We start from the raw sequence: 12,942 nt of genomic DNA on the forward strand, positions 1-12,942 counted from the left end.
GTTAGCGATACGCCGCTTGCCCAGGACAAGGCCCCGGGGTTTCAGGCCGATGAGTGTGGGTGGACACCGAGAATCATGCGACGCGCTCGTGGCCGGACCGCTTGTCTCCCCGCCTGGGACCGGCGCCACAGTCGGTTTTCGGCGATCGCTGTCACGCCGATGATCGGGGCCTACTTGCGCTTCCGCTTCGGCTGACGCTTGGGCTGCTTGCGGGATACGGGGGCGCGTTCCTTCTTCGGGGCCTGCTGCGGGGTGCCGGCGGCGGCTTGGAGGATGCGTTTCACACGGGCATCGAGTTCTTTGAGTTGCTCGTTGGTCGTGGCGTCGGCGGGCACTTCGAGCAGGTGCTGCTTGATGACCGCGACGATGTCCAACTCCCACAGCGCACGCTCGTCCGGATCGCGGGGCAGGGGATAGCCATCGCCGTACATCCTTTCCAGGAAGCCAAGCGCCTCGTCATCACTGATGTCGGTGATCTGCTCGCGGTCCGGGACGCGCAGCGCCTTTGCCTCGCTTTCCCTGATCTCCTTGATCAGGGAAAGGCGTACGGTCTCCCGCGCTTTGAAGATCGTCCGATTCGAGGCCAGCCATGCCGCGCTCGCCGCGGCAGCGAGAAAGCCGGGCGCATCGTCGAGCTGGTCCACCTCGACGATCTGGTCGAGGCCGGCCCGCTTCATTTTCGTCAGGAGATCTCGTGCTGCCTCGCGATGCTCTGGTGGCGAGAGGCGGTCGATCAGCTCGATGGCCCCGTCGGCGACTGCCCGCTTGGAGATGCCGAAGCCGTACTGGAGCCCGAGTTGGAAGAGGTCGTTCGCCTGCGTCAGCGACTGCTCCGCGGGGAACCGGAAGGGCGGATCCGGGTACGAGGAGTGGCCGGATTTGCTCTCCCACGTCGCGATCCGGTCGACGATGGCGGCGAGCGTGGTGCTGTCCTCATCCATGAACGCGAGGACGGCGCGCCGTGCCAACGCGTGCATGCGACCGGTGCGTTCGACCACCTCCGCCGGCATAGCGTCCATGATCGTGCTGGCGATCTCACGAAGCTCGTCACGATCAGCGGAGCGGGGGGAAGGTTCTGCGGGTCCGCCGGCGTTGGGGTTCTTCTTGTGGCGCGAGAGGCGGCGGATGGTGGCGATCATCATGGCGAGGTCCATCTCAAGCAGGACCTGGGCCTCATGGGAGAGCGCGTTGAACTGGGCGTGAGACTGGGCGATCCGGTCGGCATCACCGCAGTGAGCCGCGGTGATCGACTCCTTGGCCAGCTCCCTCGGGTAGCTCTCCGCGAACTGAGAGGGCATGGCACGTGGCTGGAAACCCGCCACGGCCTCTGCCGGGATGACGGTGGCGGCCACCTGCAGCCAGGTGCGCCACAGGTCCGGACCGCGATCGTCGGCCACCAGGCTGGCCAGACGCATCCCCATCTCGTTGCGGTGCAACTCGCTGAGGGCACCGATCATCCACGCCGCCGTGCTGACCCACAGCTCCTCTGCCCCGGCCGACAGCTGGTGCAGCGAATCGAGTTCCAACAGCGTGTCGATACCGCCGGCCATGCCCACCATGCTGGGGACGATCTCCGCCAGATGCGCGATAAGCCGGGCCCGACCATGGACATCAAGCTCCGAGGCCGCGTGCCGTGCGGCGTCCTCCAGCTCCCTGCGGTTGCCGCGGCAGGCGGTCTCGACGAGAGACTGCCCGAGCTTGACCCAGGTTTCGGACGAGCCACGCATCGCGACGAACACCGCGGGCCCGTCCCCGACAGCCGCCGCGAGGATGTCCGCCCATGCGGCCAGTAGGCCAGCAGTTCGGTCCGCTTCATGCGCCACGGTGTCCTCGGCGAGGAGAGCCTCGGTGGTCCACCGGGCCCGATCACTCAGTGCGTTGGTCAGTTCCCGTGCATCGGTGAACTCGGCCCTTTGGATCAGCATGCGGTTGGCCCCCACGTATGGATCACACCGCAGCGCGCGGCGGTGCCCAGGAACGGAAAACGATTGTGCACAGTAGCGTTTCAGCAGGCCAAGCGTGCCCGCAAGGGACCTGGCCAAGCCCCCGTGGGGCATGGCCAGGGGTCAGCCCGTTGTTGTCGTGATCGCGGCGGGGACCGAACCCTTAGCGATAGCGTCAGCGATCAGCCTCGGCACCGCCAGCCCCGTACTCCCCGCTGAGCCCCCTGACAGCCGAGACCAGGCCCAGCGGCGCCGCAAAGGCGCCTGTAGGCCCGCAATTGGAGTGTCCCGTTCCGCGACAGCGACCTGTGTATTCGCAATGTGTCTCATGCGCGGGCCGCAGTATCTTGTCTCACGATCCTGTCACCTTGGTCGGGTGATGAGGCGGGCGAGGTCAGCTATGCGGACACAGGCACGTCCGTCCCTGCGGAGGGCGATCGCGTGAATTGGACTCTAAGCCTTGATTGGTGCAGCCGACCTGGCGGCCTGCTCGATCTTCGCGCAGTAGGCTGCACGGGCTTCCTCGTCGATCTGCTTCTCGTGTTCGGCGCGCAACCCGGTCCGGCCGTCGAGGCCCTCGCGCAGGATATCGGCGTGCCCGGCATGCCGGATGGACTCGCCGAGGACATGGACCATGATGGCGAACAGGTTCGTGTCGGCATAAGGCTCCGGCCACCACGGCACGTGGCCGGGGGCGTCGAGGGGAAGCTCGTTGATCGTCACGTCCGAGTGTTCCCACGTGCGCCGGTAGAACCCGATGATCTGATCGCGGGTCTCGTCCTCGGTCGCCCACAGATCGCTGCCGTTGGAGTCCTGCCACCGGGGCAGCGGTTCCGGGGAAGGGCGGTCGAAGACCTCGCCGAAGTACCTGGCCTCGACGGTGGCCACGTGTTTGACCAGGCCGAGGAGGTTGGTCCCGGTCGCTGTCAAAGGTCGGCGGGCGTCGTATTCGGAGAGGCCGTCGAGTTTCCAGAGCAGCGCCTTGCGGTCCCGCCGCAGTCTCCCGTGCAGGTTGTCTTTCGCGAATTCATCGATCATGCGGCATGAGCCTGCCACGGGCTGCTCGTGGTCTGAAGATCCCGGATATGATCCGCAACGACCGGCAGAGCCGAGGCCAGGCGATGGCCGCCGCCCTGACCTGCTACAAGAAGCTCGCGAAACTAGCCACGTGAGACAACCTCTTAGGCTTCCTCGTCAGGGGGAGCCAGGCCGCGCACCAGGTTGGCGAGCGTATCCCTGACGGCAGCTTCGCAGTGCTGCTCGGAGGCGTCAGGAGGGATCGGGATGGGGGCCCACCAGTAGTCCGCCTCCAGCTCTTCGGCGGGGAACTCGAAGCCGTCGAAGTGCTGTCCGAACTTCGAGTTGATCGCGGCCACGGTCAAGCTGTATGCGCCATGTACGTGGCTTCGCTGATCGGCATCCTCGATGGAGGACCGCAAGATCCAGAACGTGACCGGGGAAGGGCAATCGGGTGTCCAGCTCGCCGGTTCGAAACCGATGTGCACGGTGGTGGGCCCGACGCTGAAGACTGAGCCGTAGTAGTAGCGATCCAGGATGGGGTCGACCTTCCAGCGAGGCGCCCTAGGAGTGGTGGTGATCTGCTTTTGCCCTTGAAGGGCACCCACGACACGCTGAGTGGCCACAATGCCCTTGGTGAAGCTGTCCCCGATTCCGCAGGCCAGCTCGTGATGGGTCAGCGCCTCCAGACCGCTCTCGAAGACCTGCACGAGCCCCTCCAGCTGACGGAGTTCGCCCTCCAGGATCGGGTCCTCGTGGCCGGCGTGAGCGCGGAGGGCTGTGATGAGGTCGAGCCACCCAATCACGGCAAGGTGCCGAGCGTTGTCGAGTTTCAGCCAGTGCGTACTGGTGGCCGAGTCCGGCTCGAAGCTACCAGTCCTTTGACCGGCGGGTATCAGCTCGGCGAGCTGGCGGGCCAGTGCGACGACGCGGCGGCCGGGGCACACGAACAACAAGGTGCCTCCTCGCGGAAGTCCTGCAAGGTATCCGTTGGGCTGATACTCCGTAAGGCTCGCTTCGAACTTTCCCTCGATCATCAGCAACGGCAGACCGTCGACCTCGCCGACCACGTCCGGCCTGCCCTCGCGCTCCGGAGAGGTGGCTTCGCTGCGAAACCGCAGTCCCTCCGGATGGCCGGTCAGCAGCTCGGCGTTCCGGACGAATCGGGTGAGTGCCTCACGGGCCGGGCAGTAGTGCTCCGCCAGGTAGTAGAGGGCTTCCGTAGCTATCGGCTCACGTCTGGCCTTGAACCGGCCCGATAGATGGGCGAGCAAGGCGTTAGTCGTCATGTGCTGGCCTCCCGGTGTGGCCTCGGTTGGGGTGGATCAGGCGGCTTGTGGCCGGAAGGGGCGGGACGGGAGTTCGTCTCACCGCCCTGTCCCTTGGGTCAGAAAGGGGCCAACGTCAATAGGAGGGGGACATCGGAAGTGCGAACCTACAGCGCCATTCGGGGATCGGAACCGGCCTCGGTCTTCCTGTTCGACGATCAGGTGGAGCAGCCCAAGGGAATTGTGGCGACCGGCTGCCACGAGATTTCCCATGCTGCGGCTTCCGGATGGCGGGCGCGCTCGCGGAACTGGACGTCGAGGAGCTGCACGCGGTCGACGTGGAAGGGCGCATGGCTGGGTGTGATTCGGCGCAGGGCGCTTTGGAGGTTGTCGCTGCTGGCCGTGTCCCAGCTGTACCCGAGGGACATGTGGGGCCGACCACCGTCCCGCCCTCTGACCGCGTCGGGACCGCGGGCTTCGCGGAACGCCTCGCGAACGCGGCTCCTCAGATCGACCAGAGGGGCGTCCGGCGAGAGGTCCAGCAAGGCACCGGCCTAAGTCGCGGCACAGGCCGTGTCCCCCGCAGGTCATGTCGGATTGGTGCTCGGATCATGCAGGCTGCGTGTTGCGCTCGACCCCGGCTGCGGTGTCGCATTGAAACTCGACTCACCGAACGTGAATGTGACGCACGTCATGCCCTCGTGGTCCTCGGTTCGCGCCGAGGGGGATGCGGGCGAGGGAGTCCCAGGTGATCGTCTTCTCTGCCAATACGGCGGTGACATTGACGAGTTCGATCGCGTCCACGAGCAGCGGTGCGTGGCTGGGGCGGACTCGGCGTACGCGCCGGTGGATGTCGTGGAAGTGGTCGAGGTCCACTTCCTGGGTGGCGTAGGACTCGGTCAGGTGGAGAACGCCAGTCTTGTAGGTGGTAGCCACACCTCGCGCCGCCTCGAAGGCACGCGTGACGGTTGTACGAAGGGCGTTCAGCGGCTCGTCGGGCGAGAGGTCGAAGATGAGCCCTGTGGCGTACGGGAGGATGCTGCCTACCGTAATGGAGAACGGCTCGACTTCCTGCAGATGCTTCTCCAGCTCGCTGACGATGGCCTGCCGCTCGACCTGGGTGATCTGCTCTGCCGGCTTCTCCGACAGCTGGTAGAGCGTGATGTGAAACCAGTCGTGCCCGACGTGTGTCAGCGGATCCCCCTCCGTCGCAGCCCGGACTCCGGCAATGTAGGCCCTCAATTGGAATGTCCCGTTCCGGGGTGCTCACCTGGGACTTCTCAATCGTCTCATTCGCGGGACGTGGCACTTCTGTCTCACGATCTTGTCGTTTGAGGGCTGCCGCTCCATCTGCAGGCATGCGAAGGCTCTACCGGTTCGGGTCCGGATCTCAGCAGTGGAGGATCTTCTCTTTCAAGTCCGACCGTGCCACGAGGCGCGGGTCGGGCTCTCTGCCGTGACAGGCTATCCGGCTTCGTCGAGGAGGCGGTCCGGGTCGAGGACGGTGATGCGCCCGCGGGCCAGGCGGAGCAACCCGCGGCTGGCGAACTCGCGAAGGACCTTGGTCGTGGTTTCGCGGGAGGTGCCGGCCAGGGCGGCGAGTTGCTCGTGCGTAAGGGCGATCTGCGGGTGCCGGGTGCCCGGACGGAGCTTCCCGGCAGCCGTCTCGGTGCGGGTGGCGAGGGTGGTCAGGGTGGTTGCGATGCGCTGGGGAACGGATTTGAACACGCTGTCGGACAAGCGTTGTTCGAGGTCGGCGAGGCGGCGGCCGAGGATCTCGGTGATGCGGGCCGCGATCCGGGCGTCGGACAGCAGGAACTTGTGGACATCGGCGCGGCTCATCACGCAGACGGTGACGTCGTCCAGAGCTTCGGCGAAGTTGTCGTACATGCGCTGCCCCAAGAGGGCCATCTCGCCGAAGATCGTGCCGGGGCTGATGATCGCGCAGGTCAGGGCGCGACCCTCTGCGGAGACGCGGAAGATGCGGACCCGGCCACGTTTGAGGATGAACAGCACCTCGGACGGCTGGGCCGGGGAGTGGAGAATCTCTCCGGCCGCGTAGGTTTTCATCGGGGCCGCGGCGGCGATGGCGTCCATCTCCTGCTCCGACAGGTCGCGGAAGATGTCGACTTCGGAGATGCACCAGGTGCGGTCCGGATCGCCGGTTACGTCGTCGTGGTGTTCGATCATGCGGTGGGTCTCCTCGCGTCGCCCGGGGGCCCACGGTGGCGGTGCGGCGCCCCAGGCAGGGGCGGCCAGCGCGCCGGTGCCCTCGGCCAGACAGTAGGGCACCGCCCCGCCGCCGGGACTGCTGCCGCGCGGCGGCGCGTCCTGTGGCACGGTGCTGGGGTTGTCCGAGAAGGCGTCCGGTGTCGGCCTCATCGCCCGGACGCACCCGTGGTGCGCTTGCCCGTCACCTGGGCGATGCAGGCGTAGGCCAGGCCGATGAGCAGCCCGAACAGCAGGTGACCGCCGAGACTGGAGCGACTGACCGGGTTCCAGTCGAAGACCGGCATGTGCATGTTCGCGGGCATGATCCACAGGGCGCCGACCACCCACCACACGGCGCCGTAGGCCAGACCGAGGACGGCGGCGGGCGCGAGCTTTTGGGCGAATTCACCCAGCAGGATGCCGAAGCCGATGCCGGCGAAGAGCGCGATCGCCAGGTGGATCAGCCAGCCGACGACGGCGTTGGTGGAGCCGAGCAGCCCGGCCACCATGGTGATCATCGCGGTGTTCATCATCGGCCGCGACACCGACATCCAGATTCCGAACCCGACACCACCGACCAGCCCGGCCGCCGCGCCGTAGAGCGCGTGCACCGGGAGAACGGCGGTGTGCGGGGAGGTGTGCACGGTGGTTGCCATGACGGTCAGTCCTCTCCTTGTCGATCCTTCTGCTTTCGCCTGCGACGCTAGGGCGGCCCGCTGGTGCGGGTATGTGAGGGCGCTTACGTACGGGCCGGTAGGTACAACGGCCGTCAGGACGCCTTCTGGGCGATCAGCAGGGCGTAGCCGAGGGTGCCGTCGGCGACGGCGGCGCGGGCTGCGGCCAGTACGGCGGGGGCGGCGTCCAGGTCTACTCCGGCCTGTGTGAGCTTGGCCGCCGCGGTCATGCGCAGCAGGTTGAGCCGGGCCTCGATCTGGTTGATCATGCGGGTCATGGCGTGGTCGTGGCGCTCGGTGCGTACGGTGCGCAGTCCGGCGGCGGCCAGGATCTCTGTGTACTCCGTGAGGGGGCGGGCGTCGGCGATGCAGGCGATGCGCGCGGCGAGACCGGTCAGCTCGGTGGGGAGCCGGTCGGGGGTTGCGGTGACGTCGGTGATGCCGAGTCGGCCGCCGGGTTTCAGGACGCGGGTGAACTCGGCGGCGGCCTGGGCCTTGTCGGGGAAGGTGCACAGGGCGCACTCGCACACCACCGCGTCGAAGACGCCATCCGGGTACGGCAGGTGCTCGGCGTCCCCGGTCGTGAACTCGGCTCGGTCGGCGAGTCCCGCGGCCTGGGCGGCGCCCTGGGCGAGGGCGGTGTTGGCCGGCGAGTAGTCCACGCCGTCGACCTGAACGCCGTAGGTGTCGGCGAGGAGCAGGGCGGTTGTGCCTCGGCCGGAGGCCACATCGAGCATGCGGCGGTCTTCGCCCAGGTCCAGGCCGTCAGCGAGGCGGCGCGTCAGGGCGGTGCCGCCGGGATGATAGGAGTCCCCCAGGAGCAGGGCGACCACGTCCGAGGAGTACGCGGCGGCGCAGCAGGTTTTCAGCTCGTCGCCGGTCGGGCCGGATGGGAGTGCGTTCCGGTCGGTCATGGCGTCTCCTCGACGGTGGCCTCGGTGCGCGCGGTCTTGGAGCCGTGCGAGGTGGTGGTGAGCCGGTCGGCCAGCGGCAGCGCGTTCGGAACCACATCGGCGACGGGCACGCCGGACATCTCAGCGCGGACCTGTTCGCGGTAGCCGACGGAGTTGTACGCGCAGAAGGGGATGAGCCGGCCGTCGGGGGTGATCTCCTCGACGCAGCACTTCATCAGCTGTTTGACGTTGAGGGTGTAGGGGTCCTGGAAGTCCTGCACGACGACCATGAACGCCTTGTCGTTCAGCTGCTTCACGGCCTGGGGCAGGTCGATGCCGCAGGCGTCCGCGCAGTCCAGCGCCTCGGCGGTCGCCCGCAGCTTCTCCTGGGTGGTCTTAGTGCCCATGAACGCGGAGGCGGACCACAGCTTCTCCAGGGCCTCGCGGACCCTGGTGTCGGGCATGACGCGGTTGGTGACGTAGTCGAGGTAGTCCTCCACGTTCAGCAGCCGCGGGATCGGCACGACGGTGCGGCTGCCCGGCTTGCCGTCCACCAGCAGGTAGGTGATGGAGCGGCAGGTGGGGAAGCAGCACGGGACGGGGAAGAAGTCGCCCTTCTGGAACCAGTCCGGGCGCTGTTCGTTGATGAGCCGGATGACGTCGGGGTTGGTGAGCCGGTTCAGAGGGTCGAAGGGCACGTGGCGGCCGGAGTGGGTGACCGGCTGGAACGCCACCGAGCGGACGGCGGGGTGGTCGATGCCGTACTCGATGATCGCGCCCAGTTCGTGCTCGTTCAGGCCGCGTTCGACGGCGGCGACCAGGGTGACGGTCAGCCCGGCCTCGGCGCAGTTGTCCAACGCCCGCTGCTTGAACGCGCGCAGGTCCCGGCCGCGGATCTCGCGGTGGGTGCGTTCGTCGAAGCCGTCGAACTGCAGGTAGATGTTCACCGACTTGCCCGGCACCTGGTTGCGTTGGCCGAGTTCGGCGACGAAATTCTTGTCGGTGGCCAGGCGGATGCCGTTGGTGTTGAGGTTGACGTTCTTGATCGGGCGGGCCTGGGAGAGGTCGATGAAGTCGAGGATGTGCTTGTGGATGGTGGGCTCGCCGCCGGAGAACATCACCACCTCCGCCTCGCCCTCGCTCTCCACGAAGACGTCGAGCATCCGTTCGCACTGCTCGTGGGTGATCGAGTAGCCGTCGCTCTGGTGGCCGGAATCGGCGAAGCAGATCGGGCAGTCCAGGTTGCAGCCGGTGTTGACCTCGATGATCCCCAGGCAGGCGTGCTGCTTGTGCTCCGGACACAGCCCGCAGTCGCTCGGGCAGCCGTCCTTCACCTCGGTCTGGAAGACCAGCGGGATCGTGCCGGGCTTGTTGAACCGGGCCGAGGCCAGGTACTCCTCGGCGTCTCCGTAGACGAGTGCCTCGAACTCGCCGTGCTCGCGGCAGCGTTTGCGCAAGTACACCTTGTTCTCGCGGATGTTGACCTGCGCATCGACGGGCGCCTTGCACATGGGGCAGATCGACTTGGTGAACTCCACGAACACCTCGTCCCGGTCCACCTTGCGCCGCGGCGCCGGGGCCTGAGTCATCACACTGCTCCTCTCGAAAAGGGCGGTTGCAGTCGATCAGTGGACATCGCGGTCCGGGCCAGGGTTCTCATGGGGGTGCTGGTCTGGGACGGTCGGGCAGCAGTCCTCCGACCCGGTGCCGCGGCGACGCCGGACCCGGCAGCGCAGGGCATAGGCGGTGCCGGCCAGAACGACGACCGCGCCGACCGTGATCAGCCACGGATTCGCCAGCGCGCCACCCACAGCGCCGAGCCCCGCTCCGCCCAAGAGCAGCGGCCCGGCGCAGCACACCACCATGACCAGCCCCGCCCCGGCGACGGCGATCACCAGCCTCAGTCCAGGGTGTTCACGGGATACGGTCATCAGGTCCCACCTCCGCCCCACCCGCTGAGCCCCGAGTGACTGCCTTGCGGGCGCCACGCAGCAGCAGACCGGCGTACAGCAGCGTCAGGGCGTCCTGGAGCAGGACGAACCAGCTCAGCCGCTGGGTCAGGTAGTTTCCGAAGCAGCCGCAGTTGTCCACCTCCAGGCCCCGCGTGTACGCCTGGACGGCCAGTGCGCTCCACACCAGCGACACGGCCGTGTACACCCACACCGGGGCGATAGCCGTCGACCGGGGGCGGGCCAGGAACCACACCCCGCACACCAGCTCACCGGCGATCAGCAGCCCGGCGAGCACGACGGCCGGGGCGCCGTGCACCAGACCGTAGGCGCCGAGAATGGCCGGCATGTCGGTGGCGGAGGCGAGCTGGCCGACGGCCATCGCCGTGTAGACCGCGCCGAGAACGAGACGGAGCACCATGTGCGTGACGCTACGGGCGCCGGGGCGGCGGGAACTGTAAGCGCGCTCACCGAACCGGCCCCGCATTCACCGGCGCGGGGCGGCGCGGCGTTCGGCCTCGGATTTGACCGAGGCGAGTGAGGTAGCGACCGTGGCCTCCCAGCGGGCAGCCACCGCCTCACCCCACCACTGTCCGAGCCGCCACAGGTCGGTGCCCAGCTCGCCCAAGTACACCAGCCGTGTCCCCGCCCCAGTCTCCTCCAGGACGAAGGACTCGGTCACGTGCGGCACCGGGCCGCGCACCAGACGGAAGTCGATCCGCTCGGGCCGGGTGAAGCGGACCGTCTCCACCGTCACCGCTCTCAGCCGCCCGCCCGCGATCGGCGTGTAGTGCTCGGCCAGCACCAGGTCACTACCGCGCTCCAGCACCTTCAGCTTCTCGCCCATTGCCCGCGGTGTGCGGCCCAGGTACGGGTGGGCCACTACATCAAACACCGTCTCCCGTAGGGCGGCGATGTCCACGGTCTGCGGGCCGAGGGGCCGCATCCGGCGTCCCACGCCAACATCGAGGGGAACGGCGCCGGTCACCAGACCCAGCCAGGCGGCGGTCAGCGCACCACCTGCACCCGCCGTCCAGGCCACAGCCCGCAGCCCGCGTGCGGCGCTCACCGGCTCACCTGCGGGGCGACTTCCTCGACCACGACGCCGTTCCAGAAGGCGACGTGATTCTTGATCCTCCGGGCCAGCGGGCTCGGGTGCGGGTAGTACCAGGCCGCGTTCCTGTTGGTCCGCCCGCCCGCGGTCACGGTGTAGTAGCGGGCGAGCCCCTTCCAGAAGCACAGCGACCTGGCCCGGCTCTCGGTGAAATACTCACGGCGCAGCGACTCGGGCGAGAAGTAGTGGTTCCCCTCCACCACAACGGTCTGCTCCGCCTCCGCAAGCACGGTGCCGTTCCACACAGCCCGCATCATGACCAGCCACCTCCGACGCCATCCTCATGGTCCATACCGCGACGCTAGAGCGCCGACCACCGACCAGACGGTGACCGCGCTTACACTCCGCCGCCCGTGTCGACTGCTGCTCGCAGGGCCTCCTGGAGCTGGCCGACCTCGGGCACACCGGCCAAGCCGCTGGAGGTGCGGTAGATCCGGCAGGCCACCGACGGCAGGGCTCCCGGCTCGGCGAACGGGTCACAGCCGTCGATCAGGATCGTCGGGGAGCCGGTGAAACCGGACCGCTCGGCCTCGGCCTGATCGCCGACCACCCGCGTGGTAAAGCTCGTGGTGGCCAGACCGACGGCATCCAGCGCCTGCCGCAGCCGCTCCTCCGCAAGCTGCCGGTGGGGGCAGTCCGGTACGAACAAGACCTCGATCTCCATGCCTCCAGGATCGCGCACCTCGGCGCCGTACCGGCCGAAAGCACCGACCTGACCGGGCAGCGCGCCGAACTGGGCCGCGCCGCCTTTCATCCGGTACAGCCCCGAGGATCACTCCCCCTGCATCACGCCGTGGGCCTGCGCGGCCGGAGGGCTCCCCGTCCGTACGACGGAAACTCATCGAGACTTCGCCGACTATGCGCGACATACCCCACCCCCGAGCAGCGAGAGCGGGGAGGCAGATATCCCGGTCTCGATCAGCTGCGACGTCTCCACGATCAGACGGGAGGGCGGAGTTGCATAGGTCGAGACCGGGATCAGCACTACGACGAGTGAACGATCAGACAGGAGTTCGTCTCATCACACTGTCCTTTGGGCCGGACAAAGGCCACGGTCAATGAGAAAGGGCCACGCGAAATGCGAACCTACAGGCAACCTGCACGAGAGCGGCCAGGTCTGGGTTACGCGAGATATCGACCTATAGGTGCAGGAGGGTTGCACCTTCGGGCCATTTGCCGGCGGCGCGTTGAAAGACGAAGGGGCGCATGCGTCCCGACCGTATCGGCGCTGTCCAACTTCCGGGCAGTGAACGGCGATTCCTGTGCCAGGGCCGGGCGGGCACAGATCACTCATCGGCCTCTGTGTCCCGAGCCGGCGGGCGTGGGAAGCCTCTCGCCCTGTCGTTGGCGTCTCCGAGTGCTTGTCGGGTGAGCCGTTTCACCAGCTCAGAGTCGATGCGGCTGTCCGGCCCGGTGATGCGGGCCCGGACCGGCCGTAGGGATCCAAGGTCCAGCGCCTCGTCGTGGGTGAGGTGAGGAGGGCGGGAACGCGTTCCGGGGCGGGCTGATGGATCCATCACGCGGTTTCCTCTCGCCTGGGTGGGCTGTACGGCGCTGGAGACCTGTCTCTGCTCTGTACGGTCTGCCCGCAGGTGTGCATCGTGTTCGGTGACCTCCGTTGGCGAAGCTGCCGGCGGCGGGGCCCTGGTGGTGAACGTAGCCGGGCAGGAGGGCGCCGGAGGTGCGGAACGGCTGATGATCGCCGAGAGCGCGGGTGGAGCCGGGTAGGTCGATCTCGCTGGCGCCCTCGGCGTGGTCGGCTTCGATGAACCGTTCGATGGGCAGGCCGGCGAGCAGTTCGATCACCTCCAGCACCCAGCGCCGCACCGTGGTCGCGGAGATGCGGCTTCCGCCCCCCCTGTCGGCAAGCCGC

Annotated in this window: 14 protein-coding genes; all 14 read right to left on the bottom strand. The window is 67.7% G+C overall.

Annotated elements, in window-relative coordinates:
* Nucleotides 1-170: 170 nt before the first annotated feature.
* Nucleotides 171-1,940: a hypothetical protein gene (locus RZ84_RS29210; RefSeq protein WP_043267178.1), complete on the bottom strand. Its 1,770-nt coding sequence runs from the start codon at nucleotides 1,938-1,940 to the stop codon at nucleotides 171-173.
* A 456-nt stretch (nucleotides 1,941-2,396) separates the two neighbouring features.
* Entirely contained in the window at nucleotides 2,397-2,981 is a 585-nt protein-coding gene (locus RZ84_RS29215) for a DinB family protein (RefSeq protein WP_043267180.1), read from the bottom strand.
* 143 nt (nucleotides 2,982-3,124) lie between these two features.
* The gene (locus tag RZ84_RS29220; RefSeq protein ID WP_043267182.1) at nucleotides 3,125-4,249 is read right to left on the bottom strand and encodes a hypothetical protein; all 1,125 of its coding nucleotides are present in this window, start codon (nucleotides 4,247-4,249) and stop codon (nucleotides 3,125-3,127) included.
* Nucleotides 4,250-4,446: 197 nt separating this feature from the next.
* Nucleotides 4,447-4,773, bottom strand: a complete 327-nt coding sequence (locus RZ84_RS29225) for a 2'-5' RNA ligase family protein (protein ID WP_043267184.1) — start codon at nucleotides 4,771-4,773, stop codon at nucleotides 4,447-4,449.
* Between the two features lie 121 nt (nucleotides 4,774-4,894).
* Nucleotides 4,895-5,470, bottom strand: a complete 576-nt coding sequence (locus RZ84_RS29230; RefSeq protein ID WP_043267186.1) for a 2'-5' RNA ligase family protein — start codon at nucleotides 5,468-5,470, stop codon at nucleotides 4,895-4,897.
* Nucleotides 5,471-5,692: 222 nt separating this feature from the next.
* Entirely contained in the window at nucleotides 5,693-6,610 is a 918-nt protein-coding gene (locus RZ84_RS29235) for a Crp/Fnr family transcriptional regulator (protein ID WP_241777903.1), read from the bottom strand.
* Nucleotides 6,607-7,095, bottom strand: a complete 489-nt coding sequence (locus tag RZ84_RS29240; RefSeq protein WP_043267188.1) for a hypothetical protein — start codon at nucleotides 7,093-7,095, stop codon at nucleotides 6,607-6,609. Before RZ84_RS29240 ends, RZ84_RS29235 begins: the two co-directional genes overlap by 4 nt.
* Before the next feature lie 113 nt (nucleotides 7,096-7,208).
* A complete protein-coding gene (locus RZ84_RS29245) occupies nucleotides 7,209-8,027 on the bottom strand; it encodes a class I SAM-dependent methyltransferase (RefSeq protein WP_052230225.1) in 819 nt (272 codons plus the stop codon).
* Nucleotides 8,024-9,595 (bottom strand): radical SAM protein, encoded by a 1,572-nt coding sequence (locus RZ84_RS29250; protein ID WP_043267190.1) that lies wholly within the window; start codon nucleotides 9,593-9,595, stop codon nucleotides 8,024-8,026. The genes RZ84_RS29245 and RZ84_RS29250 overlap by 4 nt, the downstream gene beginning before the upstream one ends.
* Nucleotides 9,596-9,631: 36 nt before the next feature.
* A complete protein-coding gene (locus tag RZ84_RS29255) occupies nucleotides 9,632-9,937 on the bottom strand; it encodes a hypothetical protein (RefSeq protein ID WP_043267192.1) in 306 nt (101 codons plus the stop codon).
* Nucleotides 9,921-10,376 (bottom strand): MauE/DoxX family redox-associated membrane protein, encoded by a 456-nt coding sequence (locus tag RZ84_RS29260; protein WP_043271154.1) that lies wholly within the window; start codon nucleotides 10,374-10,376, stop codon nucleotides 9,921-9,923. The genes RZ84_RS29255 and RZ84_RS29260 overlap by 17 nt, the downstream gene beginning before the upstream one ends.
* A 66-nt stretch (nucleotides 10,377-10,442) precedes the next feature.
* On the bottom strand, nucleotides 10,443-11,024 hold the full coding sequence (locus tag RZ84_RS29265) for an SRPBCC family protein (RefSeq protein WP_241777904.1): 582 nt from the start codon (nucleotides 11,022-11,024) through the stop codon (nucleotides 10,443-10,445).
* The gene (locus RZ84_RS29270; RefSeq protein ID WP_043267195.1) at nucleotides 11,021-11,326 is read right to left on the bottom strand and encodes a DUF427 domain-containing protein; all 306 of its coding nucleotides are present in this window, start codon (nucleotides 11,324-11,326) and stop codon (nucleotides 11,021-11,023) included. The genes RZ84_RS29265 and RZ84_RS29270 overlap by 4 nt, the downstream gene beginning before the upstream one ends.
* Before the next feature lie 80 nt (nucleotides 11,327-11,406).
* Nucleotides 11,407-11,823, bottom strand: a complete 417-nt coding sequence (locus tag RZ84_RS29275) for a DsbA family protein (RefSeq protein ID WP_241777905.1) — start codon at nucleotides 11,821-11,823, stop codon at nucleotides 11,407-11,409.
* Nucleotides 11,824-12,942 lie beyond the last annotated feature (1,119 nt).

Origin of the sequence: Streptomyces sp. CT34, from assembly GCF_000805335.1 — a bacterium.
In the GTDB taxonomy this organism is placed as follows: domain Bacteria; phylum Actinomycetota; class Actinomycetes; order Streptomycetales; family Streptomycetaceae; genus Streptomyces.